The organism is Nocardioides kongjuensis (assembly GCF_013409625.1).
Classification (GTDB): Bacteria; Actinomycetota; Actinomycetes; order Propionibacteriales; family Nocardioidaceae; genus Nocardioides; species Nocardioides kongjuensis.
Genome location: NZ_JACCBF010000001.1, coordinates 408,669 through 435,018, shown reverse-complemented (window position 1 = coordinate 435,018; position 26,350 = coordinate 408,669). Strand labels below are relative to the sequence as shown.

At 71.6% G+C, this 26,350-nt stretch carries 29 protein-coding genes and 1 tRNA gene; 6 read left to right on the top strand and 24 right to left on the bottom strand.

Annotation, left to right across the window (positions count from 1 at the left end):
* Nucleotides 1-52 precede the first annotated feature (52 nt).
* Complete coding sequence (locus BJ958_RS02090; RefSeq protein WP_179725106.1) at nucleotides 53-1,369, top strand: FAD-dependent oxidoreductase; 1,317 nt, start codon at nucleotides 53-55, stop codon at nucleotides 1,367-1,369.
* 59 nt (nucleotides 1,370-1,428) lie between these two features.
* Here the strand turns inward: BJ958_RS02090 and BJ958_RS02085 are convergent, their stop codons facing one another.
* On the bottom strand, nucleotides 1,429-2,553 hold the full coding sequence (locus BJ958_RS02085; protein ID WP_218865556.1) for an acyl-CoA dehydrogenase family protein: 1,125 nt from the start codon (nucleotides 2,551-2,553) through the stop codon (nucleotides 1,429-1,431).
* 93 nt (nucleotides 2,554-2,646) lie between these two features.
* Between BJ958_RS02085 and BJ958_RS02080 the strand changes: the two genes are divergently transcribed.
* The 4 genes from BJ958_RS02080 (at nucleotide 2,647) to BJ958_RS02065 (ending at nucleotide 4,851) form a co-directional block, all read left to right on the top strand.
* Nucleotides 2,647-3,009 (top strand): nuclear transport factor 2 family protein, encoded by a 363-nt coding sequence (locus BJ958_RS02080; protein ID WP_179725104.1) that lies wholly within the window; start codon nucleotides 2,647-2,649, stop codon nucleotides 3,007-3,009.
* Nucleotides 3,010-3,022: 13 nt separating this feature from the next.
* Complete coding sequence (locus BJ958_RS02075) at nucleotides 3,023-3,394, top strand: hypothetical protein (protein WP_179725102.1); 372 nt, start codon at nucleotides 3,023-3,025, stop codon at nucleotides 3,392-3,394.
* A 124-nt stretch (nucleotides 3,395-3,518) separates the two neighbouring features.
* Nucleotides 3,519-4,124 (top strand): sulfite oxidase-like oxidoreductase, encoded by a 606-nt coding sequence (locus tag BJ958_RS02070; protein ID WP_179725100.1) that lies wholly within the window; start codon nucleotides 3,519-3,521, stop codon nucleotides 4,122-4,124.
* 10 nt (nucleotides 4,125-4,134) lie between these two features.
* Nucleotides 4,135-4,851 carry an FAD-binding oxidoreductase gene (locus BJ958_RS02065; protein ID WP_179725098.1) on the top strand — a complete coding sequence of 239 codons (717 nt, stop codon included), beginning with the start codon at nucleotides 4,135-4,137 and terminating at the stop codon, nucleotides 4,849-4,851.
* A 36-nt stretch (nucleotides 4,852-4,887) separates the two neighbouring features.
* On the opposite strand, the gene BJ958_RS02060 is transcribed toward BJ958_RS02065, so the two are convergent.
* From BJ958_RS02060 to BJ958_RS02020, 9 genes are all read right to left on the bottom strand, one after another.
* On the bottom strand, nucleotides 4,888-5,682 hold the full coding sequence (locus tag BJ958_RS02060; protein WP_179725096.1) for a family 1 encapsulin nanocompartment shell protein: 795 nt from the start codon (nucleotides 5,680-5,682) through the stop codon (nucleotides 4,888-4,890).
* Nucleotides 5,683-5,738: 56 nt separating this feature from the next.
* A complete protein-coding gene (locus tag BJ958_RS02055; protein ID WP_179725094.1) occupies nucleotides 5,739-6,746 on the bottom strand; it encodes a Dyp-type peroxidase in 1,008 nt (335 codons plus the stop codon).
* 138 nt (nucleotides 6,747-6,884) lie between these two features.
* On the bottom strand, nucleotides 6,885-7,754 hold the full coding sequence (locus tag BJ958_RS02050) for a bifunctional methylenetetrahydrofolate dehydrogenase/methenyltetrahydrofolate cyclohydrolase (RefSeq protein ID WP_179725092.1): 870 nt from the start codon (nucleotides 7,752-7,754) through the stop codon (nucleotides 6,885-6,887).
* Nucleotides 7,751-8,596, bottom strand: a complete 846-nt coding sequence (gene purU, locus BJ958_RS02045) for a formyltetrahydrofolate deformylase (protein ID WP_179725090.1) — start codon at nucleotides 8,594-8,596, stop codon at nucleotides 7,751-7,753. Before purU ends, BJ958_RS02050 begins: the two co-directional genes overlap by 4 nt.
* Nucleotides 8,597-8,607: 11 nt before the next feature.
* Nucleotides 8,608-9,726 (bottom strand): glycine cleavage T C-terminal barrel domain-containing protein, encoded by a 1,119-nt coding sequence (locus tag BJ958_RS02040; RefSeq protein ID WP_179725088.1) that lies wholly within the window; start codon nucleotides 9,724-9,726, stop codon nucleotides 8,608-8,610.
* Between the two features lie 23 nt (nucleotides 9,727-9,749).
* The gene (locus BJ958_RS02035; protein WP_179725086.1) at nucleotides 9,750-10,940 is read right to left on the bottom strand and encodes a cytochrome P450; all 1,191 of its coding nucleotides are present in this window, start codon (nucleotides 10,938-10,940) and stop codon (nucleotides 9,750-9,752) included.
* A 9-nt stretch (nucleotides 10,941-10,949) separates the two neighbouring features.
* On the bottom strand, nucleotides 10,950-11,399 hold the full coding sequence (locus tag BJ958_RS02030) for a flavodoxin domain-containing protein (RefSeq protein ID WP_179725084.1): 450 nt from the start codon (nucleotides 11,397-11,399) through the stop codon (nucleotides 10,950-10,952).
* Nucleotides 11,396-12,640 (bottom strand): FAD-dependent oxidoreductase, encoded by a 1,245-nt coding sequence (locus BJ958_RS02025; protein ID WP_179725082.1) that lies wholly within the window; start codon nucleotides 12,638-12,640, stop codon nucleotides 11,396-11,398. The genes BJ958_RS02030 and BJ958_RS02025 overlap by 4 nt, the downstream gene beginning before the upstream one ends.
* 1 nt (nucleotide 12,641) lies before the next feature.
* Nucleotides 12,642-14,099, bottom strand: coding sequence for an APC family permease (locus BJ958_RS02020; protein ID WP_179725080.1), 1,458 nt, complete (start codon nucleotides 14,097-14,099; stop codon nucleotides 12,642-12,644).
* Between the two features lie 171 nt (nucleotides 14,100-14,270).
* Between BJ958_RS02020 and BJ958_RS02015 the strand changes: the two genes are divergently transcribed.
* Nucleotides 14,271-14,879 (top strand): TetR/AcrR family transcriptional regulator, encoded by a 609-nt coding sequence (locus BJ958_RS02015; RefSeq protein ID WP_179725078.1) that lies wholly within the window; start codon nucleotides 14,271-14,273, stop codon nucleotides 14,877-14,879.
* Between the two features lie 120 nt (nucleotides 14,880-14,999).
* On the opposite strand, the gene BJ958_RS02010 is transcribed toward BJ958_RS02015, so the two are convergent.
* The 14 genes from BJ958_RS02010 to BJ958_RS01945 all read right to left on the bottom strand — a co-directional run bounded on the left by BJ958_RS02010 (nucleotide 15,000) and on the right by BJ958_RS01945 (nucleotide 26,234).
* A complete protein-coding gene (locus BJ958_RS02010; RefSeq protein WP_179725076.1) occupies nucleotides 15,000-16,238 on the bottom strand; it encodes a GGDEF domain-containing protein in 1,239 nt (412 codons plus the stop codon).
* A 246-nt stretch (nucleotides 16,239-16,484) separates the two neighbouring features.
* Nucleotides 16,485-16,557: transfer RNA gene (locus BJ958_RS02005), tRNA-Ala, on the bottom strand.
* Nucleotides 16,558-16,635: 78 nt separating this feature from the next.
* A complete protein-coding gene (locus BJ958_RS02000) occupies nucleotides 16,636-17,238 on the bottom strand; it encodes a histidine phosphatase family protein (RefSeq protein ID WP_179725075.1) in 603 nt (200 codons plus the stop codon).
* Nucleotides 17,235-17,612: a ribosome silencing factor gene (gene rsfS, locus BJ958_RS01995; protein WP_179725072.1), complete on the bottom strand. Its 378-nt coding sequence runs from the start codon at nucleotides 17,610-17,612 to the stop codon at nucleotides 17,235-17,237. Before rsfS ends, BJ958_RS02000 begins: the two co-directional genes overlap by 4 nt.
* Nucleotides 17,609-18,238 (bottom strand): nicotinate-nucleotide adenylyltransferase, encoded by a 630-nt coding sequence (nadD, locus tag BJ958_RS01990; RefSeq protein WP_343052529.1) that lies wholly within the window; start codon nucleotides 18,236-18,238, stop codon nucleotides 17,609-17,611. Before nadD ends, rsfS begins: the two co-directional genes overlap by 4 nt.
* Nucleotides 18,239-18,263: 25 nt before the next feature.
* A complete protein-coding gene (locus tag BJ958_RS01985) occupies nucleotides 18,264-18,428 on the bottom strand; it encodes a hypothetical protein (protein WP_174245230.1) in 165 nt (54 codons plus the stop codon).
* A gap of 112 nt (nucleotides 18,429-18,540) precedes the next feature.
* Nucleotides 18,541-19,002, bottom strand: a complete 462-nt coding sequence (locus tag BJ958_RS01980; protein ID WP_179725069.1) for a hypothetical protein — start codon at nucleotides 19,000-19,002, stop codon at nucleotides 18,541-18,543.
* Nucleotides 18,999-19,661: a CDP-alcohol phosphatidyltransferase family protein gene (locus tag BJ958_RS01975; RefSeq protein ID WP_179725067.1), complete on the bottom strand. Its 663-nt coding sequence runs from the start codon at nucleotides 19,659-19,661 to the stop codon at nucleotides 18,999-19,001. Before BJ958_RS01975 ends, BJ958_RS01980 begins: the two co-directional genes overlap by 4 nt.
* Nucleotides 19,662-20,503: 842 nt before the next feature.
* Complete coding sequence (locus BJ958_RS01970) at nucleotides 20,504-21,754, bottom strand: glutamate-5-semialdehyde dehydrogenase (RefSeq protein WP_179725065.1); 1,251 nt, start codon at nucleotides 21,752-21,754, stop codon at nucleotides 20,504-20,506.
* 19 nt (nucleotides 21,755-21,773) lie between these two features.
* The gene (locus BJ958_RS01965) at nucleotides 21,774-22,997 is read right to left on the bottom strand and encodes a phospholipase D-like domain-containing protein (RefSeq protein WP_179725062.1); all 1,224 of its coding nucleotides are present in this window, start codon (nucleotides 22,995-22,997) and stop codon (nucleotides 21,774-21,776) included.
* Between the two features lie 105 nt (nucleotides 22,998-23,102).
* Nucleotides 23,103-24,065: an electron transfer flavoprotein subunit alpha/FixB family protein gene (locus BJ958_RS01960; RefSeq protein ID WP_179725060.1), complete on the bottom strand. Its 963-nt coding sequence runs from the start codon at nucleotides 24,063-24,065 to the stop codon at nucleotides 23,103-23,105.
* A 12-nt stretch (nucleotides 24,066-24,077) separates the two neighbouring features.
* The gene (locus tag BJ958_RS01955) at nucleotides 24,078-24,851 is read right to left on the bottom strand and encodes an electron transfer flavoprotein subunit beta/FixA family protein (RefSeq protein ID WP_425489738.1); all 774 of its coding nucleotides are present in this window, start codon (nucleotides 24,849-24,851) and stop codon (nucleotides 24,078-24,080) included.
* A gap of 202 nt (nucleotides 24,852-25,053) precedes the next feature.
* Nucleotides 25,054-25,443 carry a hypothetical protein gene (locus BJ958_RS01950; RefSeq protein WP_218865554.1) on the bottom strand — a complete coding sequence of 130 codons (390 nt, stop codon included), beginning with the start codon at nucleotides 25,441-25,443 and terminating at the stop codon, nucleotides 25,054-25,056.
* 5 nt (nucleotides 25,444-25,448) lie between these two features.
* Nucleotides 25,449-26,234: an enoyl-CoA hydratase/isomerase family protein gene (locus tag BJ958_RS01945; RefSeq protein ID WP_179725058.1), complete on the bottom strand. Its 786-nt coding sequence runs from the start codon at nucleotides 26,232-26,234 to the stop codon at nucleotides 25,449-25,451.
* Nucleotides 26,235-26,350: the final 116 nt, after the last annotated feature.

Below are 26,350 nucleotides of genomic sequence, written 5' to 3'. Positions count from 1 at the left end.
GTGAGTTTAGTTTAAGGTGAGGGGCATCACGAACGGAAGGGGCGACAGCGAGATGGTCGAGACGGATCTGCTGGTCATCGGCGCCGGGATGGCGGGGCTCACCGCCGCCGCACGTGCCGCACAGGACGGTCGGCGCGTGGTCGTCGTCGAGGTCGGCGACGACGTCGGCGGGTCCGCGCGCTTCGCCGGCTACGCCTGGACCGCGCCCAGCCGCGAGGTGATGGACGAGGTGAACCCGCGCGGCGACGTCGGGCTGCGGCACGCACTCGTCGACCGGTTCGCCGACGCCGTCGCGTGGATCCGGTCGGTCGGCGTCGACGCCCAGGATGCGGTCCCGGTCCTCGGCTTCGGCAGTGGCCACCAGTTCGACACCAACCAGTACGTCGACCTGTGCCGCCGGATCGTCGTCGAGACGGGCGGGGAGGTCCGGCTGCGCACCGCGACCAGCCGCCTGCTCACCGACGGCGGCCGCGTCGTCGGCGCCGAGGTCGCCGGCGCGGACGGCCCCGAGGAGATCCGCGCGAGCTGGACGCTGCTGGCGACCGGAGGCTTCCAGGGCGACCCGGCACTGCTCGCCGAGAAGGTGCACCCGCGGGCCGGGGAGATGCAGCTGCGGTCCAACCCGCGCAGCACCGGTGCGGGCTACCGCCTCGCCACGGCCGTGGGCGCGGCGACCGGCGCCGAGGACGCCGGCTTCTACGGGCACCTGGTCCCCAGCGGCGTCCGGTTCGCCGACCCGGCCGACTTCGTCGACCTCTCGCTCTACTACAGCGAGCACGCCCTGCTCTTCAACCTCGACAACCAGCGGTTCACCGACGAGACGCTGGGCGACCACCTCACGACGATCGCGTTGCTGGAGCAGCCGGAGTCGCGAGGGCTGCTGATCTGCGACGCCCGCGTGCACCGCGAGTGGATCGTGGCGTCGTACGTCGAGGGCGCCGTCGCCGTCGACAAGTACGCCCTCGCCAGTCGGCGCGGCGGCCGGGTGGGACTGGCCGAGACGCTCGACGAGCTGGACTACCTCCCCGAGGAGTGGGGCTACGACGGCACGGCGATCCGGGCCGCCATCGAGGAGTTCAACCGCGCCGCCGCGGGGAGCGAGCCGCTGACGCCCGGGCGCGCGAAGGACGCCACACCGATGACGGAGGGCCCCTGGTACGTCGTCGAGTGCGTGCCCGCCGTGACCTTCCCCTTCCACGGGATCCGGATCGACGAGCAGGCGCGGGTCCTGGACGCCACCGGTACGCCGATCCCCGGGCTGCTCTGCGCCGGCTCCGACACCGGCGGGCTCTACCACCGCGCCTATGCCGGCGGCCTCGCCTCGGCCCTGGTGTTCGGCCTGAGTGCCGCCACGACCGTCAGCAGCTGACGCGTGCGCGACGAAGGGGCGCCCGGCTCGGCCGGGCGCCCCTTCGTCGTCGTGCGGGATCAGACGCCGACCAGGTCGGCGACCCGTGCGCGCTGCTCCCGGGACGAGCCGAACAGGCCTTCGTCCCCCAGCACCCGGCGGACGTAGCCATGGGCGTGGTGCTCCCACGTGAAGCCGATCCCCCCGTGCAGCTGCACGGACTCGTGGGCGGTCCGCATCGCGGCGTCGGCGCACACGGCGGCGGCGATCGCCACGGGCAGCGCAGCCTCACCCGGACCCGCGTCGAAGGCGACCGCTGCACAGCGCGACGCCGACCGGGCCCGCTCACGGTCGACGAGGACGTCGGCGAGACGGTGCTTCACGGCCTGGAAGGAGCCGATGGCCCGGCCGAACTGCTCGCGCTGCTCGACGTACTCCACGGTGCTGCGGAGCAGCTCCCCGACGATCCCGGTGTGCTCGGCGGCGACGGCGAGGTCGCCCAGGGACCGCAGCCGCTCGACGACCCGCGGGGACCGCTCGGGCCCCACGACGCAGCGCGCGGGCACGGCGCCGGCGCCCAGGTCGGCCTGTCGACGGGTCGGGTCGATCGTCGTCCGCTCCGTGACGGCCAGGTCGTCGGCTCGCAGCACGAACAGTGCGATCCCCTCCGGCGTCGCGGCGTCCACGACGACGAGGTCGGCAGCCGCGCCGTGCAGCACGCGCTCGCGACGGCCGGAGACCAGCCACTCACCGCCGGCTCGCTCGGCCGTCAGCCGCGAGCCGCCCAGCGACACCGCGACGACGGCATCGCCGGCCAGGGCAGGCTCGAGCAGGTCGCCGATCCCGGCGGGCTGGTCGGCGGCCGCGAGGGCCTGGCAGCCGAGCACCGCGGAGCTCAGCACCGGCTCGGGCAGCAGCGCGGCCCCGCACTCCTCGAGGACGACCGCGAGGTCGGCGATCCCGAAGCCGTGCCCGCCGACCTGCTCGGGCACCGCGAGCCGACCGACCTCGAGCTCCGCGTTGAGCCGGCGCCAGAGGTCCGCGGAGTAGCCGCCCGTGGACCCGGCCGCCGCGCGGACCTGCTCGTGGTCGGCGTGCTTGCGCAGCAGGTCACGCACGACCTCACGCAGCTGCTCGCGCTCGGCGACGGGCGCCATCAGCGCGGGGTCGAGTTCTGGCCAGGCGTGGACCACGGCGTCCTCCATGCGAATTGGATTGAGTTCAGTTCAGGTTAGGCGCACCGCCGTCCGCGAGCAAGCGCGCTGGACAGCAAATGCGAAGTGAACTAGGTTCAGGTCATGCCCAGCACGACCCTCGTCCGCTACTACGCCGCCGTCGACAGCGGTGACCTCGACACCGCGATGGACCTCCTCGCGCCTGACGTGCGATCCGCGATCCTGCTGCCCGGCAAGGCCGTGCGCGGCACCCGCCGCGAGGACCTGCGCAGCTACCTGTCCGGCCGCGGCGACGTGGTCCGCCGCCACGTCCCGCTCCGTGAGAGCGTCGCCGACGACGTCGAGTTCGTCTACGGCAAGGTCGTCGAGGACGAGCGGACGACGACCGGCTACTTCCTGGCGTCGGTCCGCATCGACGACGCCGGCCTGATCGCGGCCTACCAGGTGTCCTTCGACACCGAGCTGTCCCTGCTGCCCGATGCCTGAGGAGCCGACCCCGATGAGCACCACTCCCCTGCTGCACGCCTGGTTCGAGATCATGGACTCGACGACGCCGGAGCGCGTCCTCGACATGATCACCGACGACTTCCGGCTCTCGATCCTCTTCTCCACCGGCGACCGGGCCGCCGAGTTCGACGGGGACCGGGCAGGCCTCGAGGTCTACCTCGCCCAGCGCGAGGTGAGCGTCCTGACCCACCACGTCCTCCAGGGCGCCCGCATCGACGGCACCGAGCTCGTGCTCGGCGAGACCCGCCGCGACGGGGCGTTCGAGGCCTCGTTCAACGCCAGCGCGCAGCTCACCGGCGACGGCGCGCGAGTGCGCCGCCTGCTGATCTGCCGCAGCCCCAAGGTGCGGTTCACCGATCGCTGAGGAGGCTCCCGACGCCCCCGGCCCCGGTCTGGAGCCCGACAACGCCGGAAGCAGAGCCTTGCCTCGATCCCGGCGGCGGTCCACGCTGTTCGCTACGTCCGCCACCTCGATCACAGGAGCAGCCATGCCGGTCACGCGTGGATTTCTCGGTCGCAGACGCGGCCACGAGGGCCGGCTGCCACCCGGGCAGTACGACACCGGCGCCGGCTGGCCCGTGCTGACCGCGGAGGCGACGCCCGAGGTCGACACGGCACGCTGGTCGTTGACCGTCGACGGCCTGGTCGACCAGCCCACGACCTGGACGTGGGACGAGATCCACCGGCTGCCCGGGTCGAGCTTCCTCGGCGACATCCACTGCGTGACCGCGTGGTCGAAGTTCGACGTCAGCTTCCGCGGGGTGAGCGTCGACGAGCTGCTCGCGGCGGCGGGCCCCAGGCCGGAGGCGGCGTACGTCATGGCCCACTCGAGCACCGGCTACACGACGAACCTCCCCCTCAGCGACGTCGTCGACGGGAAGGCCTGGGTGGTCTGGGACTACGGCGGCAAGCCGTTGCCCCGGCAGCACGGCGGGCCGGCCCGGCTGCTGGTGCCGCACCTGTACTTCTGGAAGTCGGCGAAGTGGGTCTCGCGGCTGGAGCTGATGGCCCACGACCGGCCGGGGTTCTGGGAGCAGAACGGCTACCACGACCGTGGCGACCCGTGGCTCGAGCAGCGCTACCAGGGCGACTGAGGTCCACACCATGAGCGGATCCATCGACGGCGTGCGCGCACTCGAGACCACCTGGACCACCGGACGGATCATCGAGAAGGACCTGCCGACCCCCTCGACGGTCCGGCTGCGGATGCATGTCGAGGACCGGCACCGCCACCGGCCCGGACAGCACTACCTGATCCGGCTCAGGGCACCCGACGACTACACCGCCCAGCGCTCCTACTCGATCGCCTCCGACGAGGACGACCCGCTGGTCGAGTTCCTGGTGGAACGGCTCCCCGACGGCGAGGTCTCCGAGTTCCTCGCCGACGTCGCCGAGGTCGGCGACGTGCTGGAGATGCGCGGTCCGATCGGCCGCTGGTTCACGTGGGACACCACGACCCCGGCCCTGTGCCTGGTCGGCGGGACCGGCGTCGTCCCCGCCGTCGCCATGGCCCGCACCGCCCGCCGGCTGGGCCGCTCCCCGCTGCTCCGGGTGGTCGCGACGGGTCGCTCGCCGCAGGAGCTGCCGTACGCCGACGAGCTCGCCCGCGCCGGTGCCACGCTTGCCTGGACCCGCACCGCCACCGACACGCGGGCGGCGGGTCCGCTCACCGCCGACGAGCTCGCCCCGCTGCTCGCCGGCACGGACATCGCGTTCGTCTGCGGCTCGGCCCGCTTCGCCGCCTACGCGGAGGAGCTGCTGCTCGACTGCGGGGTGGAGCCGGGCGCGATCCGGGTGGAGCGGTTCGGTCCGACCGGCTGAGCACGAGCCCTCCCGAGATCGGACGCGACCGGCACGCTAACGGATGACGACGGCCGCCTCCGGGGTGGCGACCTGGAACGCGAAGGACTCCTCGAGGTACAGCTCGACCGTGTCGGCGGTGTGGCCGGCGTAGCCGAGGGAGATGTCCTGCCCCACCTCCAGGCGGAAGTCTCCCCCACGCGTGCTCACCACGACCGCGCCGTCGACCCCCGGGGTCCACACGATCGGGCCGTCGAGGGCACGCTCGACGTGGCGCCTCAGCGGCTGGCCACCCGCGTCGTTGCCACCGAGCACCTCGATCCAGGTCGTGGACCCGGCCGCGAGCGCGTACGGTCCACCGACACCGGAACGCGACAGCAGCTCGACCGCCTGCGCGACCTGACGCGGGAGGAGTGCCGGGTCGCCGCCCTGGCTGAGCACCGGGTGCGGCGTCGAGCCGATGATGCCGGCGAAGCCGGAGTCGCCCGAGAGCAGGGCCCGGTTCTCGAGCTCGGCGAGCCGGACCGCCGCCTCGTCGAGCGGTCCGAGGTCGGTGTCGAGGGCACCGCGGGCGTCGTCGTCGAGCTCGGCCCGCGACAGCGAGAACGGGACCCGGGCCTCGACGAGCGGCAGGACCACCCGCCGCCGCAGCGACGTGCCGGCGAGCGGGCCGTCCTCGGCGGCGCTCACCCTGCCGGTGCTCATGGCGGAGTGCTCCCAGCCGAGGGGGCCGCCGAAGTCGACCAGCCGGCGGGCGCCGAGCACCGGGGCCAGCCGGTCGCGGGCCTCGTCGTCGAGGTTCTTCCAGGTCGCCGCGGTGATCGGGGCGAGGTGCCGCATCAGGTGGTCCATCGGGAGTCCTCTCGTCGGGGGGCGGTCGTCGGGGGCGCGGTCGTCGGGTTCGGTCGTCAGCTCGGTGGGTGGTTCGACGGCCGGTTGCCGCCGATGCCGAGCGACCCGTCGGCGGGCGGGGCGGTGGCGGTCGGCGTACCCAGCGCGTCGAGGAAGGCGGCGGACGGCGCGAAGTAGGTCGTGCCGGTGACCGCGACGGAGAAGTCGAGGATCCGGTCGTGCAGGCCGGGCGGGTCGCCGACGTACATCCGCTCCAGCATCCGCTCGATGACCCACAGGTCACGGCAGTAGCCGATGAAGTAGGTGCCGAACTCCCCCGCGCCCGGGCTGCCGAAGGGCATGTTGTCGCGCAGGATGTCGCGCTCGGTGCCGTCGTCGTCGACGATCGTCGTCAACGTTTTGTGGGAGCGCTGCCCCGCCGCCGCGTCGTCGAGCTCGACGTTGTCCAGCTTGGTCCTGCCGATCACCTGCTCCTGCACCTCGGCCGGCAGCGAGCTCCAGCGGTCGAGGGCGTGGAGGTACTTCTGCGTCACCACGTAGCTCCCGCCGGCGTGCAGGCCGTCCTCCTCGCCCACCCGGGTCGCCCCGGGCACGTCGTCCCCGACCGGGTTCGCGGTGCCGTCGACGAAGCCGAGCAGGTCCCGCTGGTCGAAGTAGCGGAATCCGGTCGTCTCGTCCTCGACCCGGACCGCGCCGCGCAGCCTGTCCATGAGCAGCCGCTGCGTCTCGAAGCACAGATCGGCCCGGTCGCTGCGCAGGTGGACCAGCAGGTCCCCGGGCGTCGCTGCCGCCGTGTACGTCGCACCCACGACCGGCCGGAACGCGTGCAGCTGGGCGGGCGGCGGCGTCCCGGTCACCGCGGTCCAGACTCCGCTCCCGATGCCCACCGTGCAGCTGAGCATCGCCGCCGGGTCCCGGAAGCCGACCGTCTCGACGACGCCGGACAGGTCGGCCAACGCGGCCCGCACCGTGGCCGCGGCCGCCTCACCGGGCTCGAGCGAGAGCACCAGGAACACCGCGTGCGCGGTCAGCGGCGCGTCGATCTGCTGCACGCCGTACGTCATGGCGCTCCTTTCCACCGGTGCGCACACGTTGCCACGAACGCAGTGCCGCTCGCTACGACCCGCTGGGCGGAGCGGTGCACGCGGTTGGTGACGGCCCGGCCCGGTCAGCGGCGTGGGACGCCTTCGCCCTGGGCGAGATCACCGCTCCAGCGTGCCCGAGGACCGGACCTCCGCGGCCTCCACGACGTTGCTCAGGAGCATGGCCCGCGTCATCGGTCCGACTCCGCCCGGGTTCGGGGACACCCAGCCGGCGACGTCGTGGACGTCGAGGGCGACGTCGCCCGCGATCTTGCCGTCGGCGGTGCGTGAGACACCGACGTCGAGGACGATGGCGCCGGCCTTGACCATGTCGGCGGTGATGATGCCGGCCACCCCCGCTGCCGCCACCACGACGTCGGCAGCCCGGGTGTGCGCGGCGAGGTCGCGGGTCCCGGTGTGGCACAGGGTCACCGTCGCGTTCTCCGTACGCCGCGTCAGGAGCAGCCCGAGCGGTCGTCCGACGGTCACGCCGCGACCCACGACCACCACCTCGGCGCCGTCGAGGTCCAGGCCGTGGCGGCGCAGGAGCTCGATGATCCCGTTCGGGGTGCACGGCAAGGGAGCTCGTCGACCGAGCACGAGCCAGCCGAGGTTCGTGGGGTGCAGGCCGTCGGCGTCCTTCTCGGGGTCGATGAGCCCGAGGACGGCGTTCTCGTCGATGTGCGCCGGAAGCGGCAGCTGCACGATGTAGCCGGTGCACGACGGATCGGCGTTGAGCCGCAGGACCGCCTCCTCGACCGTCGCCTGGGAGACGTCGGCGGGTAGGTCGATCCTGATCGAGTCGATGCCGACCTCGGCACAGTCGCGGTGCTTGCCGGCGACGTACCAGGTCGAGCCGGGGTCCTCGCCCACCAGGATGGTGCCGAGCCCGGGGACGACGCCGTGCTCGCGGAGCTTCTCCACGCGGGCGGCGAGCTCGGCCTTGATCGCGGCAGCAGTCGCGGCCCCGTCGAGGATGCGCGCGCTCACGCGAAGACCACCGTGCGCGCGCCGACCAGCAGCACACGGTCCTCGGCGTGCCGACGCACGGCCCGCGACAGCACGGTGCGCTCGACGTCGCGGCCCAGTGCGACCAGCTGGTCGGCGGTGTAGGCGTGGCTCACGCGGTGCACGTCCTGCTCGATGATGGGTCCCTCGTCGAGATCGGCGGTGACGTAGTGCCCGGTCGCCCCGATCAGCTTCACCCCGCGGGCGTGGGCCTGGTGGTACGGCTTGGCGCCCTTGAAGCCGGGCAGGAACGAGTGGTGGATGTTGATGACCCGCCCGGAGAGCTTGCCGCACAGGTCGTCGGAGAGCACCTGCATGTAGCGGGCCAGCACCACGAAGTCGATCTGGTGCTGCTCCACGAGGGCGAGGAGATCGGCTTCTGCCTGCGCCTTGGTGTCCCTGGTGACCGGCAGGTGGACGAAGGCGATGCCGGCCTGTGCGGCGATCGGCGCGAGGTCGGGGTGGTTGGAGACGATCACCGGGATGTCGACGGGCAGCTCTCCGGTGCGGTGGCGGTAGAGCAGGTCGACGAGGCAGTGGTCGAACTTGGACACCATCACGAGCACGCGACGGCGATGGTCCGCGTCACGCAGGCCGATGATCGGGTCGAAGTCGGCCAGGGCGTCCACGAGCGTGCGGCGTACGGCCTCGGCACTGACCTCCGGGGAATCGAACTCGGCGCGCAGGCAGAAGGTGCCGGTGTCGGGATCGGTGTACTGCTGGCTGTCGACGATGTTGCCCTTGACGTCGACCACGCCGTCGGCGAAGGCACGGATGATGCCCGGCTGGTCAGGACAACGCAGGGTGAGCACGTAGCGGTTCATGTCAGCTCTTCTCAGCTCCGGACGCGGGTGCGCTCGGGGTCGTGGACGGGGGTGCGGACGACGACGGCCCGGCCGACCTCGCCGTCGAGACCGAGCTCGGTGCCGATCCTCGCCGCCGGGGCGGCGACGCGGGCCAGCGCGAGGGTCGCACCGCCGAGGGCCGGCGAGGGCACCGCCATCGTGACGAAGCCGACCTCCGATCCGTCGTGGAGAAGTCGGGCCCTCTCCGCGACGTCGGGGGCGCAGTCCAGGGTCACCGAGACCACCCGGGTCCGGACGTCGTCCTTGTGGGCCAGCAGCGCTCCGCGCCCCTGGAAGTCGGCCTTCTCGAGGTCGACGGCCCAGCCCATCCGGCACTCGAAGGGTGTGCTGGTCTCGTCGTACTCGACGTCGCCCATGATCATCCCCGCCTCGACGCGGACCTGCATGAGCGCGGCCGCGGCGGCCGCCTGGACGCCGAGGTCCTGGCCCGCCGCGAGGACCGCGTCCCAGAGCTCGAGGGCTCGCTCCACGGGAACCATGACCTCGTACCCGAGCTCGGCGGTGAAGCCCATGCGGTTGACGTGCGCGGGGATGCCGGCGATCTCGGTCGCCGGGTCGAAGGTGTAGTACGGGAAGGCCTCGTTGGACATGTCGCGGTCCGTCAGGCGCTGGAGCAGGGCCCTGCTGTTGGGTCCCTGCACGGACAGCACCGCCAGCGTGTCGCGGATCTCGGCGACCTGGACGTCGCGTCCGGCGCCGGCCACCTCGAGTGCCTGGCCGGTGGCCGGGTTGCCGCCGATGATGCGCACGTGGCCCTCACCCAGGACCGCCGCCGTGACGTCGTCGAGCATGTAGCCGTCCGGCGTCACGACGACGCCGTAGGCGATGCGTCGCGGGCCGAGGTCGCGCAGGTTGCGCGAGAACACCGCGTCGGCGACGGCGAGCGCGTCGGCTCCCGTGAGGTCCCACTTGTAGAGCATGGAGAACTCCAGCAGGGCGACGCGGTTGCGGATGGCGTCGTACTCCGTCTCCGGGTCGGTGTACCAGAGCGGTACGGCGAACCCGTACACGTCGATCGATTCGCCCGTGGTTGCGGGGAAGCGCGGCGAGAAGGGGGTCGAGCGCAGCGCGTCGGTCTGGATGGTCACGAGGCGTCTCCTCGGTCGGGCGGTCAGCGGACCGCGATGGGAAGTGCGGTGATCGAGCGGATGAAGTCGGAGTGGTCGTGGACCACGGGCCCTGCGAGCTCGAGAGTGGTGAACCGCTCGGCCAGTGCGGTGAAGACCACGTGGGCCTCGGCGCGGGCGAGCACCTGTCCGGCGCAGCCGTGGATGCCGCCGCCGAAGGCGAGGTGCTTGCTGAGGTCGACGTCGCGGTCGAGCCGGAAGGTGTCGGGCTCGTCGAAGACGAGCGGGTCGCGGTTCCCGGCGCCGATGAACAGGACCAGGACCTCGCCGGCGGGGATGTCGACTCCGCCGACGGTGATCGGTTGGGTGGTGGTGCGGACGACGAACTGCTCGGGGGTGTCGAGACGCAGGGTCTCGTTGACGATCACCTCGCGCTGGTCGGGCCGTTCACGGTAGGTGTCGAGGATCTCGGGATGCTCCGCCATCAGCTTGATGCCGTGCGCGATGAGGTAGGTGATGTCGAGGTGGCCCACCGCGAACAGCAGCGTCGTCGAGGCGATCACCTCGTCGTGCGACATCGTCCCCTCGTCCTCGAATCCGAGGAAGGCGTCCAGGAGCCCGTCACCGGGCCGGCGCCGCTTGTCGGCGATCAGGTCCTCGATGTGGCCGACGAACCAGTCGAACGCTGCAGCGGTGCCCGCCGCCTCCGCCTCGGTCGGGGCGAGGCCGAGGCTCTTGCCGATGTCGTAGGTCGCCTGCCGCACCTTGGTCCCGTCGGTGTCGGGAACTCCGAGCAGGTGGCTGATGGTGGCGAAGGTGACGGGGAAGGCCAGGTCGTGGACCGCGTCGAAGCTCGCCCGATCCGCAACGATCCGGTCGAGCCGGGCGTCGACCTCGGTCCGGGTGATGTCGGTCCAGGTCCTCACCGCCTTGGGGGTGAACCATCGGCTGTGGGTACGGCGCACGCGGGTGTGCTTCGGGGCGTCGGCGCCCAGCATGCTGTCGTGCAGCGGACCGGCGGGACCGTAGTCGAGCTCGGCGACCCCCAGCGTCCGGTCGTAGAGCAGGTTGCGGAGCGCGTCGTAGGAGGTGATCGCCCAGAACCCGTCAGGATGGCGGTGGACCGGGTGCTGCGCGCGCAGGGCCGCGTAGAACGGATAGGGATCCCTCCGGTACTCCGCGCTCAGGTAGGGCAGCGGATCGGTGGCGGACTGCAGTGTCGTCAGTGTCGTCATCGCTGCGCCTCAAGCCGCCGCGGTGGCGGCATCGGCGAGGACCGCTTCCGCCCACGCCACCGCCGAGGCGACCAGATCGTCGCTGCTCGACGCGTCGTGGCGGCCGAAGTCACCGAAGCGCTCGGCGCCGAGGGCGTCGAGACACTCGGCCAGCTGGTTGCCACCGAGGCTGTAGGACTCTGCGTAGCTGCTGTCACCCAGTCCGAAGGCCGCGTAGCGCACGCCGGTCAGGTCGGGCTGCTGCGCGTGAAGGGCGTCCACGAACGGCTGGGCCGAAGCCGGCAGCTCGCCGTCGCCGTAGGTGGAGCAGAGCACCAGGTACACGGTGGTCGGGTCCAGGTCGTCGGGGCCGATGTCCTGGAGGTCGACGGCCCGCGCGTCGCCGAGTGCCGCGACGATCTCCTCGGCCGCCATCTCGGCGTTGCCTGACTCGGTCCCGTACAAGACGTCGATGGTCATGCTGGTTCTCCTTCGAGGTGGTTGAGGTGGGGGCGGGCCAGCTGGAGCAGCGCCCGACGGTCGGTGACCTTGTTGCGCGTGCGGCCGTGGCCTGCAGTGGACCGTTCGTGGTGGTCGATGGCGTGCCAGCCGGCCAGATCCGTGGCGGGCACGCCGGCGAAGCATCGCTGCGGATCGGACCGGACCGACGACGTACGCCGTGCGTCCAGGTCGTCCAGGACGGCGGCTGCGACGAGGCGTGCGTCCGCGCGGGCGTCGGGAATGGTGCCGCGGGGCCCGCGGTGCGCCCATCCCACGCAGTAGAGGCCGGATCCGACCCGCCCCTCCTCGGCCCGCATGTCGTCCGGGACGAGTGCGGCCGGTCCGGTGAACCCGATGGCCGAGACGACCAGGTCGGTGACGACGGAGCGCTCGGTCCGGGTCGTGTCGGCGAAGACGACCTCCTCCACCCGGCCATTGCCTGCGATCCGCACCGGGGTCCAGCCGAACCTGAACCGGACCGTCACCCGGTCCCCGCGCCGCTGGCCGTCCCGGAGGTGGCGAAGGGCGTGCGCCTGCGGGCTCGCGTCGCCGCTCGTGAGGCCCTCGACGTCGAACGTCGCGCCGCTGATGTGGGCCAGCTCCTTGACCATGGCCGGGTCGAACCTGGCGTCCGCCACCGCTCCTCGTCCGACGACGACGACCTCCTCCACCCGGGCGGCGGCCAGTGCCGACGCCACCTCGCCCGGGAGGTCGCTGCCCTCGAAGTCGCTCTGCTCCTTCGCGAGCAGGCGTACGACGTCGATCGCGACGTTGCCGTTGCCGATGACCACCACGCGCCGGCCGAGGCACGGCGGTGCGTGGGTCGCGTCGGGATGTCCGTTGGCCCACCGGGTCAGCCGGCCGGACGCGACCACACCGGGCAGGTCCTCCCCCGCGATGCCGAGTCGTCGGTCGCGGTCGAGGCCGGTGGCGATGACGACCGCGTCGAAGCTCGAGCGCAGGGCCTCGAGGCTGACGTCGGTGCCGACCTCGACGTTGCCGACGAAGCTCACGTCCGGGTGCGCGAGGACGCGGTCGAACTGCCGGGTGACGGCCTTGGTGCCCTGGTGGTCGGCTGCAACGCCGTACCGCACGAGCCCGAACGGGACGGGGAGTCGCTCCACGAGGGTGATCCCGACTCCGGGACGGGCCTTGAGGAGGGCCTGGGCGGTGTAGCAGCCGGCGGGGCCGCTCCCGACGACGGCGACCTGGACGCTCATCTCAGGCCGCCGTCTCGACCGCGACCTCGACGGCGCCGGACCGTGCCCGGCGCTTGAAGGCCGTCGAGACCAGCCAGCCGAGGAGCGTCACCGCCGGCACCGACCACAGCAGGACCTCGCACGTGGTCTGGCTGCCGCCGGTGAGGGTCTGGAAGTTCTTCACGATGACGAACAGCTCCCCGAGCATCAGCACCACGGTGACAGCCGGCGCCACCGTGGTGCTCCACGCGTTGGAGTGCACGCGGTGGGACCGGAAGTACCGGATGATCGAGATGGAGACGAGCACGTACAGGACGACCAGCGCTGCGACGGCCTGGCCGCTGAGCCATCCGAACAGCGTGGCGACGGGGTTCTTGTCCCCGATCATGAACCACGCCATCACCAGGACGACGGTGATCGACTGGACAGCGGCCGCGACCGCGGGAGCCTGGTGCCGGTTGGTGCGGCACAGGCGACGGGGCAGCTCGTCGTGCTCGGCCATGGCGTGCAGGTACCGGTTCACGATGTTGTGGAACGCCAGCAGGCCGGCGAGCAGCGAGGTGCACAGCAGCACGGACGTCAGGTCCGCCGCCCAGCTGCCGAGCACGCTGCTGACCGGACCGAGCACGAAGTTGCCCGGGTCGGTGGCGAGGGTGTCGAGCGCGGCCCCCTGCGCGGCGCCTGCACCGTAGTAGGAGATGAGCACCCACATGATGAAGGCGAAGAAGACGGCGATGAGGCTCACCGAGAGGTAGGTCGCCCGCGGGACCGTGCGCTGGGGCTCCCGGGCCTCGCCGGCGTAGATCGCCGTGGACTCGAACCCGAACATCGACGCGATCGCGAACAGCACCGCGATTCCCGGCGCTCCCGCGGTGACGGCGTGCGGGCCGAAGCTGGCGGTGAGGTCGAAGCCGTGCGGAGCACTCCCCCGGGCGATGACGCCGATGGCGAATGCCAGGAGGATGGCGACCTCGGCGCTCACCAGCACGGCCATCACCCGTGCCCCGACCTCGATGTTGCGGCGGCCGAAGGCGTAGACCAGGGCCACGGTTGCCAGCACGACCACCCACCACGCCACGTCGACGTGCAGGTACCGGGCGATCAGGCCGCTGGCCGTCGCTCCGAACAGGCCGTACATCGCGGCCTGGATCGTGTTGTAGGTGATGAGCGCCAGCCACGACCCGACGCGGGCCACGCTCACGCCGAGGCCGGCGCGGATGAGTGCGTAGAAGCCGCCGACGCTGTCGACGTACCGAGTGATCGTGGTGAAGCCGACCGCGAAGAGGATGATGACGAGGCCCACGACGAGGTACGCACCGGGTGCGCCGGCGCCGTTGCCGAGGGCGACCGCCAGCGCGGCGGCCCCGACGATGCCGGTCAGGGGTGCTTGGGCCGAGAGGACGAAGAAGAGGATCCCGACCACGCCGACGGCGTCCTTGCGCAACGCAGTGGTGGGCCCGGTGGGTTCGGCGACAGACATGTGCACCCCGCAGAAATTGGTTGCGTGACTTAAACTATCCAAGTGGAAAGTTCTTGGGACAAGTAACCCGGATCACATCAAACTTGTCAAGTGGCTAGTTCTGCGACGGCGCGCGGCGAACGTCTCTCCCCGCGCGGTTCGGTAGGTTGACGGTGATCAGCGAGGAGCAGCATGAGCAACGAGTCATCCCGGGCCGTGCAGTACGGCGGAGGTCGCGAGGCGCTCCTGGAGGCGACGATCCGGGTGGTCGCGCGAGCGGGACTGCGCAAGGTGACGAACCGGGCCGTGGCCGAGGAGGCGGGCGTCACGCACGGCTTGGTGAGCCACCACTTCGGGAACCGCGACAACCTCATCGCCGAGGCGTTGAAGTACGTCCTCGAGCGAAGCCTGGACCGATCGACGCTCGAGTCCGGCACCGGCTCGGTCGACGACTTCGCGCGGACCCTGGTCGAGATGGCGACCAGCGATGCAGACGGTCAGGCCTTCCAGTACGAGCTGATCCTGGAGAGCCGGCGGCGTCCTGAGCTGCGCCCGCTGGTGGCCAGCCTCTATGACACCTACCGAGACGCCACTCGGCGAGAGCTGGAACGCATCGGACTGGCCGACCTCCCCGGCCTGGACCACGCGGTGTTCGCCGCGCTCGACGGGCTGGTCTTCCAGGAGCTGGCCGACCCGGACCCTGCGCGCATGCAGTCGGCACTCGAGGCCCTGCACGACCTGCTCCGCTCCGCCACCGCTTCGCTCTCGACGGGTGCCACGGCGCGCGCTGCGCACGGCTGACAGTACGCCGACGCGGGTCGAGTCCGGTGCCGACGGTGACGAGTCGACTGCGCACCCATCGGCGGCGAAGCCCAGCGACCTGCTCGGCAGCCGCTCGGCGCTCCTCGTGACGGGCGGGCCTCAGTGCGCGAGGTGGGCCCTCGTGGTGTCGCGACCCCCCTCCTTGGCCGCGTACAACGCGCGGTCCGCGCTGCGGACGACGTCAGCCAGGTCCGGTGCGCCCGTCCCGGCCCCTGACGACGAGTCGCAGCCCGGCTCGACCGTGGCGACGCCGACGCTCACCGTCAGTCCCTGGGTCCCGGGAAGGTCGGTGGCTGCGACCGCGGCGCGGACGCGCTCGGCGAGCGCGCGGCCATCGGCCAGACCCGTCCCGGGAAGGAAGACGCAGAACTCCTCGCCGCCGAAGCGGGCCACCAGGTCGCCGTCGCGCAGCTCGTCGCGGATCACCGCAGCCGCGGCCTCGAGCGCGAGATCGCCGGCGAGGTGTCCCCACGTGTCGTTGAACAGCTTGAAGTGGTCGAGGTCGGCGAACAGGACGCTCCAGGGACGTCCGTGTCGGCTGCAGCGGGCGGCCGCCGTACGTGCCTGACGGTCCCACGCCTCGAACCGCAGGAGCCCGGTCTTGTCGTCGTGCTCGGCACGCTGACGCAGGGGCTCGTGGAGAGCGGCACGCTGGGCGAGCACGAACACGGGGAGCAGCAGGACGAGGAACCACGGTGCCGCGATCCAGACCGCGGCCGTCAGTCCGCCGACCAGCAGGACACCGACCTCCGTGAGGTAGAAGGTGGGTTGCCGGAGTGTCCGTCGCAGCCAGGTCTCGTCGCCGGCCTCGTTGAGGTAGGCACTGCCGTGGAACATGACCGTCTGGACGGCCAGGAACGCCGCAGTCCCTGCCAGCACGGCCACCATCCCGCACAGACCGTTGCCACGGGTCAGGCTCTCCTCGCCGAGCACCGTGTGCACGACCCCGGCGGCCGCGACGCCGGCCAGGACGACGTACGCCGCCGACCCGACCCACTTCCACAGCGGCACCCGCAGGCCGCGCCAGCGGGCGTGGGCGTAGCAGCACGCGACGACCGGGAGGAGCCAGCCGACCGAGAGGACGATCGCGCATGCGAAGGCCCACGTCGACAGCGCCTTGTGAGGACGCTGGCTGAACGCGGCACCCCCTTCGAGGACCCTGCCGATCTCGACGTTCACCACCGACGCAGCGACGATCGCGAGCGCGGTCCACGGCTCGTGAGCGGTGTGTCCCTCCCCGACCCGATGGTCGAGGGCCACCGGGAGGACCAGCGCTGCGACGACGGCCGACCCGACCCACAGCTGACAGGCGACAGGGGTGATCAAGAACGCGGGCATCGACGAGGACCGCACTCTGACGGTGCTGGCGCCATCGGCCATCTCGCCCTCCCAGATGGACGCTGGATCCCGACGACATCGACGCTCCTCGGAACAGGAGACGCACGACCCATCGGCGTCACCCCGGGTCAGTTGAGGTCTTGGCCCTGACGGTCTCCGGTCGGGAACAGCGACCACGACCCGACGTGCACACGCCCCCCGACGACGAAGAAGGCCGGACCCTGTCGGATCCGGCCTTCTGTTCGGTGGAGGTGAGGGGACTCGAACCCCTGACCCCCTGCATGCCATGCAGGTGCGCTACCAGCTGCGCCACACCCCCGGGTGTCATCGCCCGCCCTGAAGCGGGGCAACGACGGAAATACTAGCCACACCCCCCACACAAGGTGAAATCGGGGGGTCACCCGTTGTACGACGCGAGCGCCCACTGCCCCGTCGAGCGCTCCTCGAGGACCACGCGGGCGCAGTTGCCCAGGGCGCGCAGGTCGTGCGCGAGCTCGAGGGGCCAGCCGAGGAAGGTGACCAGGCCGGAGCGGGTGGCGGCGCCGTGGGAGACGGCGACGCCGGTCTCGCCCGGGCCGAGGGCGGCGGCGAGGTCGGTGACGGCGGCGGTGAAGCGCTCGGCCACCTCGCGGGTGGTCTCGGCGCCGGGGATGGAGTCCCACTCACCGCGCTGGAAGAGGTCGAAGGCCGCGGGGTCGCGGGCGTCGAGCTCGGCGTGCGTCATGCCCTGGTACTCCCCCAGGCGGAACTCGCGCAGGCGCTCGTCGTACGTCGGCACGAGCCCGGCCTCCTTGGCGATCGTGTCGGCGGTCTGCCGGGCACGGGCCAGGTCGCTGGACCAGACCAGGACCGGGTCGAGGGCAGCGATCAGGGGCGCGACGACGCGCGCCTGCTCGAGGCCGGTGGCGTCGAGCTCGACGTCGAGCTGGCCCTGGATCCGGCGCTCGGCGTTCCAGGCGGTCCGCCCGTGGCGGACCAGGACGATGCGGCGGGCGGTCACGCCACGGGACCGTGGACCTCGGCGGGCAGGTCGATGGTCGGGCAGTCGCGCCACAGCCGCTCGAGGGCGTAGAACTCGCGCTCCTCGGAGTGCTGGACGTGGATGACGACGTCGCCGTAGTCGAGCAGCACCCAGCGGCCGTCGCGGTGGCCCTCACGGCGGATCGGCTTGGCGTCGAGCTCGCGCAGCTTGTCCTCGATCTCGTCGACGATGGCGCGGACCTGGCGGTCGTTGGCGCCGGTGGCGAGCAGGAAGGCGTCGGTGATGGCGAGCTGCTCGCTGACGTCGAAGGCGAGCTGGTCGGTCGCGAGCTTGTCGGCGGCGGCGAGGGCAGCGGCGTGGACGAGCCGGACGGCGTGGTCGGTGGCGGTCATGGGGTATCCGTTCCGGGTGCGGCCGGGTAGAGGCCGTGCTTGGTGATGTACTGGACGACGCCGTCGGGGACGAGGTACCAGACCGGCTGGCCGGCCCGCTGTCGCTCGCGGCAGTCGGTGGACGAGATCGCCAGGGCGGGAATCTCGACCATGGTGACCCGGTCGTGCGGGATCCGGGCCAGCGTGGCCGGGTCCATCTCCGCCCCGGGGCGGGTGCAGCCGACGAAGTGCGCCAGCTCGAAGAGCTCGTCGGCGTCACGCCAGCTGAAGATGTCGGTGAGCGCGTCGGCGCCCGTGATGAAGTACAGGTCCGCGTCGGGTCGCAGCCTGCGCAGGTCGCGCAGCGTGTCGCCGGTGTACGTCGGCCCGCCCCGGTCGATGTCGACCCGGCTCACCGTGAACCGCGGGTTGGCGGCGGTCGCGATGACCGTCATCAGGTAGCGGTGCTCGGGCGGCGAGACCGCCCGGTCCGCCTTCTGCCACGGCTGGCCGGTGGGCACGAAGACGACCTCGTCGAGGTCGAACCAGCCCTGGACCTCCGAGGCGGCGACGAGGTGGCCGTGGTGGATGGGGTCGAAGGTGCCGCCCATCACCCCGATCCGGGGACGACGGGGCGCGTCTGTCACAGGCTCACCAACGACACAGCCGGCCTCAGCTGTGGTCGCGGCCGCCGCCGAACCAGACGAGGCCGAGGAGCAGGAAGAGGAGGAACGCCAGCACACCGCCACCGATGAACCACGGGTTCACGGCGGGCTCGCCGTGCTCCTCCGCGGCGCGGGCGACAAGGAGGGCGACCTGGCTGATCTGGCTGAGCATGGCGGCATCGTATCCAACCCCAGGCGCATCCCCGACATGCGGCGCAGTGATCGCCGCACCGCCCGCCGTTTCTGGGCGGAGGAGCGAGCGAGGAACGAGCGAGCCGGACGACTCAGTGCACGGCGAAGTCGACGCCCAGGAAGAGCAGCGAGAACCGCAGGGTGCGACCGAGGAAGACGGTGGGCACGAACACCCACATCGGCATCTTCAGGATGCCCCCGATGGCCGCCATCGCCAGCAGCGGCGGGATGCCGGCCGAGGCGGCGACGAACATGATCGCAGCGGCGTACCAGGGCCGGCCCTGCATCCGCTGCATCCACTTGTCGTAGGACGCCTTGATCTTCGGGCCGGAGAGCTTCTTCTGGGCCCACTTCGACTCCGAGCCGCGACGGGCGGCCTCGTAGACGATCACCTTGCCGATGGTGGCGCCCGCGCCGGCGGCGATGCCGAGCGAGATGGCGGTGGCCGTGCCGGCCTCGGCGGCCCCGGCTCCGAGGATGTAGACCTCGATCGGCAGGAACGGGAGCAGGGCGGACGCGATGCTGAAGGCGAACGTCGTCAGCCACAAGATCATGCTGCCGAGGCCCCTTCGGGGCTCGCCTCGCGCGTGGGCACCGGCAGCCCGAGCCTGAGCAGCCACCCCAGCGAGACGCACTTGAGGACCAGCAGGCCGATCGCGATCAGGGTGCCGAGCCACACCCACCCGCTGACCAGCAGGATGACGGCGAAGGCGCCGGAGTTGGCGGCCTTGCCGATGCGCGACCAGTTCCACAGGTAGATCCGGCGGTCGATCACGTGGAAGTAGTTGGGGCTGCGGATCGGCCAGGCGAGGAAGGCCAGCGACAGGTACATGTCGATGACCATGAACTCGAACAGGTAGATCGCGATCGGGATGCCGATCCACTTCATCGGCTCGTCGCTGATCCAGCCGCCGGGCTGCAGCCAGACCAGCCCGACGTACAGCGCACCGCAGCTGAGCCGGTCGCACATCATGTCGACGACCGCGCCCATCCGGGTCTCGCAGTCGCGCCAGCGCGCCCACTCGCCGTCGATGCTGTCGCCGACCCAGTAGGTGACCAGGCCGACCACGATCAGGGTCAGGCTGTGGTCGTACGCCGCCCACACCGCGATCGCGAGCGTGATGACGGTGCGCACGAACGTGATGACGGTCGCCCCGGTGAAGAGTCGCTCGACCGAGGGGTCGGCGTAGATCCGGTCCGGGGAGCCTGCCATGTCGCGAAACCTACCCGGTCGCGGGAACTGTCCGGACGCCAGACCCCCTGGAGTACCGGGGATTCACCGACCGTCCACCTCGCGCTCCTAGCCTCGCCACCGTGATCTGGCTGGCCGTCGTGTTCGCGCTCGCGGGCGCGCTGACCACCGCGGTGTCGACCTCGAGCCAGCACCTCGCGGCGGCCCGGGCTCCGCTGGTCGCGCTGCTGCTCGCGGTGGTGCTCGGGCCGGTCGGGTTCACCTTCCACGTGCTGGCGCTCGACCACGGCCCGATCGGGCTGGTCCAGCCGATCGGGGTCCTGGGCATCGTGCTCGCCGTCCCGCTGCGCGCAGCACTGGCCCGCACCCGCCCGAGCCGGACCGAGCTGGTCGCCGTGGCGGTCACCGGGCTCGCGATCGCGGCGCTGCTGCTCGCGACCGACGCCCGTGAGGCCGGGGCGCCCGTGGACACCGGGCTGCTGGTCGGCACCGTCGGCGCCTGCGCGGTGGTGGCGGCGCTGCTGGTCGCGGTGGCGGGCGGCGTACCGCACCCGACCGGACGGGCGTTCCTGCTCGGCACCGCGTCGGGGACCCTGTTCGCGCTGATGTCGGTGCTGGTCGAGGCGGACCGGTGGTACGTCGTGCTGGCCGCCTGTGGCGTCGGCGGGGTCGCGGTCAACCAGCTGGCCTACCGCGCCGCCCGGCTGTCGGCGTCGATGCCGGTGCTCAACGTCGTGAACTGCCTGCTGACGCTCGGCTTCGCCCATCTCGTGCTCGGCGAGGTGCCGCACCGGACCCCGGTCTCGACCGCGGTGTCGCTCGCGGCCCTGGCCGCGATGGCCTGGGGCCTGTGGCGCCTGACGTCAGCGGACGTGGCCGTCGCCGATGACGACGTACTTGGTCGAGGTCATCTCGGGCAGGCCCATCGGGCCGCGGGCGTGCAGCTTCTGGGTGCTGATCCCGATCTCGGCGCCGAAGCCGAACTCGCCGCCGTCGGTGAACCGGGTCGACGCGTTGACCAGCACCGCGGCCGAGTCGACCTCGGCCACGAAGCGCCGTGAGGCAGCCAGGTCCTCGGTGACGATCGCGTCGGAGTGACCGCTCGACCAGGTGCGGATGTGGTCCAGCGCCGCGTCGAGGTCGGGTACGACGCGCGCGGCGATGTCGAGCGAGAGGTACTCGCTCGCCCAGTCCTCGTCGGTGGCCGCCACGACGCCGTCGTACCCGGCGAACGCGTCGTCGCCGTGGATGGTCACGTCGGCCTCCTGCAGCGCGGCGACGACCCGCGGCAGGAACTCCCCCGAGACGTCGGCGTGCACGAGCAGCGACTCCGCCGCGTTGCAGACGCTGGTGCGGTGGGTCTTGGCGTTGAGCACGATGGCGAGCGCCTTGTCGAGGTCGGCGGCCCTGTCGACGTAGACGTGGCAGTTGCCGACGCCGGTCTCGATGACCGGCACCGTGGACTCGTTGACGACCGACTGGATCAGGCCGGCTCCCCCGCGCGGGATCAGCACGTCGACCTGGCCGCGGGCGCGCATCAGTGCCTTGACGCTGTCGTGCGTGTCGCCGGGGACGAGCTGGACGACGTCGGCCTCGAGGCCCGACGCGGCGATGGCGTCGCGCAGGACGGCGACGATCGCGGCGTTGCTCGACCGGGCCGACGAGCTGCCGCGCAGCAGGACGGCGTTGCCGGACTTGAGGCAGATCCCGGCCGCGTCGGCGGTCACGTTGGGCCGGGCCTCGTAGATCATGCCGACGACGCCGAACGGGACCCGGACCTGGCGCAGCTCGAGGCCGTTGGCCAGCACGCTGCCGCGGACCACCTCGCCGACCGGGTCGGCGAGGCCGGCGACGTCGCGCAGGCCCTGGGCCATGCCCTCGAGCCGCTCGGTGGTCAGCCGGAGCCGGTCGATGATGTTGGGCGGCGTGCCGTCGGCCTCGGCGCGGGCGACGTCCTCGGCGTTGCCGGCGAGGATCTCGTCGGCGCGCGCCAGCAGGGCGTCGGCCATCGCGTGCAGGGTGGCGTCCTTCCGGGCGCGCGTCGCCAGGGCCAGCGAGCGGCTGGCGACGCGGGCGCGCTGGGCGACCTCGCGGACCTCGACCTCGGCAGTCATGACACCAAGGATAGGAGCGTCAGGCGCAGGGGCGGCTCTTGGGCTGGATGCCGGGCTTGTGGGTGATCCGGGTGCTGGCGAACATCTTCTGCCACTGGGCGTCGTAGGCCGCCACGACCGCCGGGTCGTGCACCTCGAAGGTGACCTCGTCGCTGCTCAGCCCGGGCGGCGACCAGTTCTCGGAGCCGGTCCAGACCACGTGGGTGGCGGCTCCGCGGAAGGTGCCGTCGACCGTGACGTACTTGAGGTGCGAGTAGCAGCGCGCGCCGAAGACGATCTCGTCGCCGGCGGTCGAGAGCTTCTCGCCCCAGTCCCAGTCGGCGATCCGGACCGGGATGCCGGCCTTCTGCAGGATCCTCACCACCGGCCCGCTGACCACCGAGCCGACGACGGCGATGTCGCAGCCCTCGGCGCGCATCGAGGCGAGCTCGCGGGCCAGGGCCTCGCCGCGGCCGGCGTACCAGGCGTACATGTTCACCCGCACCACGCTGTGCCCCTGGCCGTCACCGAGGCCGCCGGGTGCCGCGCAGTCGACGCGGCGCAGCCGCTGGAGCTGCGGGTCGCCGGTGGCCGCCCGCGCGACGCGGACGCGCTGGAAGTCGGCACCCACGGTCTCGCTGGAGTACTCCAGGTGGCGAGGCTTAGCGGTCCGGTCCCGCTTCAGCTGCTCGAACACCTGGGTCCAGGCGGCGAAGAGGGCGTCGTCGCCGCTGACGGTGAGCGCGTCGTTCCACTGGCCGGCCGCGGCGCCGTACCCGAGGTTGCTGGAGCTGCTGATCACGACGGCATGGGCGGCCCCGGTCTCGCTGAAGGAGTAGACCTTCATGTGCAGGTTGCCGGTGCGGGAGCCGTTGCGGCACGCGCTCGTGCAGATGTAGAGGAAGCTGTCCGACTTGCGGTTGCCTCCCAGGCGCGCCTGGAGCCCCCGGATGGTCTTCCCGATGATGTTGTCGTTGACGACGATCTGCACGTGCACGCCGCGCCTGTGCGCCTTGAGCAGCAGCCGGGCGGTGTCGTTGCGGTCGATGTTGTAGGTCGCGATCCGGATCGTCGATCCCGCCGGGGCGTGCCGGATCGCGGCGTGCACGCGCCGGACCACCTTGGTGCGCGCCTTGTACCCGCCCATCGGGTTGTTGAAGGTCGGCCCCGTCGTGGGCAGCCAGGTGTCGTCGGCAGTCGCGGCCGGGGCGGGAGCGACGAGCAGGGTGGCGAGCACCAGGAGCAGGGCGGCGACGGTCTTCACGCGAAGAACACTAAGCCACTGGATTTAATCGATCAAAGCCGCGGCAAATGCAGCGCGGGACGCCGTACCGGAGTACGACGTCCCGCGGCCGGGTGAGCGGCTGGCTCAGCCCTTGCGCTTCTCGATCTCCGCGGTCACGGCCGGGAGGACGGTGTGGAGGTCACCCACGACGCCGAAGTCGACGAGCTCGAAGATCGGCGCCTCCTCGTCCTTGTTGACGGCCACGATGGTCTTCGAGGTCTGCATGCCGGCGCGGTGCTGGATCGCACCGGAGATGCCGTTGGCGACGTACAGCTGCGGCGAGACGACCTTGCCGGTCTGGCCGACCTGGAAGGTGTGCGGCTTCCAGCCCGAGTCGACGGCGGCACGCGAGGCACCCACGGCGGCACCGAGCGCGTCGGCGAGGCCCTCGACCGCGGTGAAGTCACCGCCGGTGCCACGACCACCGGAGACCACGATCGCGGCCTCGGTGAGCTCGGGACGACCGGTGGCCTGGCGCGGCTGCGAGGCGACGATCTGCGCGGTCTTGGCACCGTCGGAGATCGTGGCGGCGAACTGCTCGACGGCACCGGCGCCCGCGCCCTCCTCGGGGGCGGCGGCGTTGGGCTTGACCGCGATGATCGGCGTGCCCTTGACGACCTTGGCGTCGACGGTGAAGTTGCCGGCGAACACCGACTGGGTGGTGACGATCTCGCCACCGTTCACCTGGACGTCGACGGCGTCGGTGATCAGGCCCGAGGAGAGCTTGATCGCGAGACGGCCGGCGATCTCCTTGCCCTCGGCCGAGGCCGGGATCAGGATCGCGGCCGGCGAGGTCTTCTCGGCGAGCTGCTGCAGCACCTCGGCCTTGGGGGCCACGAGGTAGCCCTTGATCTCGGCGTCGTCGACGACGTAGACCTTGTCGGCGCCGTACGCCTTGACCGCGTCGGCCGCGGCGGCGGCCTTGTCGGCACCGCCGATGAAGACGGCCGAGGGGGAACCGATGCGCTTGGCGATCGCCAGCAGCTCGTAGGTGGGCTTGCGGACCGCGCCGTCGACGTGGTCGACCAGAACGAGAACTTCAGACATGGATCAGGCTCCTCAGATGAACTTCTTCGACGCGAGGAACTCGACCAGCGCCGTGGCGCCCGAGCCGTCCTCGTCCTTGACGATCTCGCCGGCGGTGCGCGCGGGACGGGCGGTCACGTTGTCGACCTTGGTCCACGCGGCGTCGAGGCCGACCTCGGAGGCGTCCACGCCGATGTCGGCGAGGGTGAGCGACTCCAGCGGCTTCTTCTTCGCGGCCATGATGCCCTTGAAGGACGGGTAGCGCGCCTCGCCCGACTGGTCGGTGACCGAGAGGACCAGCGGGAGGGTGCCGCCGACGACCTCGGTGGCGGTGTCGCCGTCACGCTTGATGCGGACCTGGTCGCCCTGGGTCTCGACGACGGCCGCGAGGGTGACCTGCGGCAGGCCGAGGCGCTCGGCGAGCATCGCCGGGACGACGCTCAGGCCACCGTCGGTGGACGCGAGGCCACCGACGACGAGCTCCGGGACACCGATCTTCTCGATCGCCTTGGCGAGCACCAGCGAGGTCGCGACGGCATCCGAGCCGGCGATCGCGTCGTCCTGCACGTGGACGGCCTTGTCGGCACCCATCTGCAGCGCCTTGCGGACGGCGGCCTCGGCCTCGGCCGGACCCACGGTCAGCGCGGTGACGGTGATCTCCTCGTCGGCGCGCTTCTCCTTGATCTGGAGAGCCTGCTCGACGGCGTACTCGTCGAGCTCGGAGAGGAGACCGTCGACGCCGACGCGGTCGACAGTGTTGTCCGCCTCGAACTTCCGGTCACCCGTGGCGTCGGGGACGTACTTCACAAGGACGACAATGTTGGAGAGAGTCATGGTTGTGGCCGGACCGGCCCCTTCCTGTGCAACGTGAGCCCTGCCGCGTGGTCGGGCAGGGAACAGCTCTGGTCCGCTGAGGACAGCGTCTCGCAGGCTACCGCCCGGTCACCAACGACGGGAACCTCGTCCACGTGGCGTCCACCACAGGGAGCCGGGCCGGGGCGAGCCCGTGTCAGGGGCGGATGATGCGCTCGAGGACCCGGCCGATGACGAGGTAGACCACCGAGGCGAGGCCGTAGTTGAACAGCGCGGTCTTGACCACGGCGTTCTTGCCCGTGAAGGCCTTCACCGGGTTGTCGAGGTCGAAGACGCTGAGGTCGAAGGTGTCGGCCAGGTCGCGGACGAGCTTGACCAGGCCGTTGTCCTGGTTGGCCTCGAGCGCGTAGGTGAACGCGGCGACCGCCAGGACCAGCGCGAGAGCCATGCAGACGACCCACACGACGCGGGCGATGTTGTCGCGCACCCGTGCGGCGGTGAGCGAGCGGCTCGCGCCGGGCGTCGTGCGGCCGCGGTCGACGGCGGCGTCGTCGGCCGCGGTGAACTTGTCGTCGCTGCTGCTCACCGGCGTCACCGTCCCTCGAAGGTGGCCTTGCCCGGGCCGTTCTCGATGAAGGACTGCATGCCGGTGCGGCTGTCGCCGGTCGCGAAGATCGCGGCGAAGCTGTGCCGCTCGACCTGCAGGCCCGTCTCGATGTCGACCTCGAGGCCACGGTCGACCGTCTCCTTGATCGCCCGGAGCGCGTACGGCGCCGCGGTGGCGAACCGCGACGCCCAGGCGACAGCCTCGGCGTACACCTCGGCGGCGGGGACGACGCGGTCGACCAGGCCGATCGCGAGCGCCTCCTCGGCCTTCACGAACCGGCCGGTGTAGAGCAGGTCCTTGGCCTTGCTGGGCCCGACCAGGCGGGGCAGCCGCTGGGTTCCGCCGGCGCCCGGGATGATGCCGAGGAGGACCTCGGGCTGGCCGAGCACGGCGTTGTCGGCGGCGAAGCGCACGTCGGCAGCGAGCGCGAGCTCGCAGCCGCCGCCGAGGGCGTAGCCGTTGACCGCCGCCACGACGGGCTTGGGGATCCGGGCCACCGCGTTGACGGCGTCCTGCAGCTTCTGCACGCGGTCGACCATGTCCGTGTAGGACATGTCGGCCATCTCCTTGACGTCGTTGCCGGCGGCGAACACCTTCTCGCCACCCCACACGACGACGGCCCGCACGTCGCTGCGGTCGGTCGCCTCGGCGGCAGCGAGAGCCAGCTCGTCTTGGACCTGGATGCTGATCGCGTTCATCGCCTTGGCCCGGTCGAGCCGGATGGTCCCGACACCGTCGGCAACCTCCAGGCGCACGAACTCCGCAGTCATCTGCTCCCTCTCGTCACGACGTACTGGGGCCTCGTTGTGAGGTTGGGACCCCGTCCCCGTCCGCATTCTGCCGCGTCGGGACCGGCGCGGTCACCTGAACCCTTCCTTTGGGCGTG

Bases quoted from the DNA above. Each gene is read 5' to 3' on its own strand.
- BJ958_RS02055 (WP_179725094.1), bottom strand. From the start codon at position 6,746: ATGACGTACGGCGTGCAGCAGATCGACGCGCCGCTGACCGCGCACGCG.
- rsfS (WP_179725072.1), bottom strand. From the start codon at position 17,612: ATGACCGCCACCGACCACGCCGTCCGGCTCGTCCACGCCGCTGCCCTC.
- BJ958_RS02025 (WP_179725082.1), bottom strand. From the start codon at position 12,640: ATGAGCGTCCAGGTCGCCGTCGTCGGGAGCGGCCCCGCCGGCTGCTAC.
- BJ958_RS02020 (WP_179725080.1), bottom strand. From the start codon at position 14,099: ATGTCTGTCGCCGAACCCACCGGGCCCACCACTGCGTTGCGCAAGGAC.
- BJ958_RS01960 (WP_179725060.1), bottom strand. From the start codon at position 24,065: ATGTCTGAAGTTCTCGTTCTGGTCGACCACGTCGACGGCGCGGTCCGC.
- BJ958_RS02015 (WP_179725078.1), top strand. From the start codon at position 14,271: ATGAGCAACGAGTCATCCCGGGCCGTGCAGTACGGCGGAGGTCGCGAG.
- BJ958_RS02035 (WP_179725086.1), bottom strand. From the start codon at position 10,940: ATGACGACACTGACGACACTGCAGTCCGCCACCGATCCGCTGCCCTAC.
- BJ958_RS02010 (WP_179725076.1), bottom strand. From the start codon at position 16,238: ATGCCCGCGTTCTTGATCACCCCTGTCGCCTGTCAGCTGTGGGTCGGG.
- BJ958_RS02070 (WP_179725100.1), top strand. From the start codon at position 3,519: ATGCCGGTCACGCGTGGATTTCTCGGTCGCAGACGCGGCCACGAGGGC.
- BJ958_RS02090 (WP_179725106.1), top strand. From the start codon at position 53: ATGGTCGAGACGGATCTGCTGGTCATCGGCGCCGGGATGGCGGGGCTC.
- BJ958_RS02080 (WP_179725104.1), top strand. From the start codon at position 2,647: ATGCCCAGCACGACCCTCGTCCGCTACTACGCCGCCGTCGACAGCGGT.
- BJ958_RS02075 (WP_179725102.1), top strand. From the start codon at position 3,023: ATGAGCACCACTCCCCTGCTGCACGCCTGGTTCGAGATCATGGACTCG.
- purU (WP_179725090.1), bottom strand. From the start codon at position 8,596: ATGAACCGCTACGTGCTCACCCTGCGTTGTCCTGACCAGCCGGGCATC.
- BJ958_RS02060 (WP_179725096.1), bottom strand. From the start codon at position 5,682: ATGGACCACCTGATGCGGCACCTCGCCCCGATCACCGCGGCGACCTGG.
- BJ958_RS01980 (WP_179725069.1), bottom strand. From the start codon at position 19,002: ATGATCTTGTGGCTGACGACGTTCGCCTTCAGCATCGCGTCCGCCCTG.
- BJ958_RS01945 (WP_179725058.1), bottom strand. From the start codon at position 26,234: ATGACTGCGGAGTTCGTGCGCCTGGAGGTTGCCGACGGTGTCGGGACC.
- BJ958_RS01975 (WP_179725067.1), bottom strand. From the start codon at position 19,661: ATGGCAGGCTCCCCGGACCGGATCTACGCCGACCCCTCGGTCGAGCGA.
- BJ958_RS02065 (WP_179725098.1), top strand. From the start codon at position 4,135: ATGAGCGGATCCATCGACGGCGTGCGCGCACTCGAGACCACCTGGACC.
- BJ958_RS01970 (WP_179725065.1), bottom strand. From the start codon at position 21,754: ATGACTGCCGAGGTCGAGGTCCGCGAGGTCGCCCAGCGCGCCCGCGTC.
- BJ958_RS02030 (WP_179725084.1), bottom strand. From the start codon at position 11,399: ATGACCATCGACGTCTTGTACGGGACCGAGTCAGGCAACGCCGAGATG.
- BJ958_RS01985 (WP_174245230.1), bottom strand. From the start codon at position 18,428: ATGCTCAGCCAGATCAGCCAGGTCGCCCTCCTTGTCGCCCGCGCCGCG.
- BJ958_RS02085 (WP_218865556.1), bottom strand. From the start codon at position 2,553: ATGGAGGACGCCGTGGTCCACGCCTGGCCAGAACTCGACCCCGCGCTG.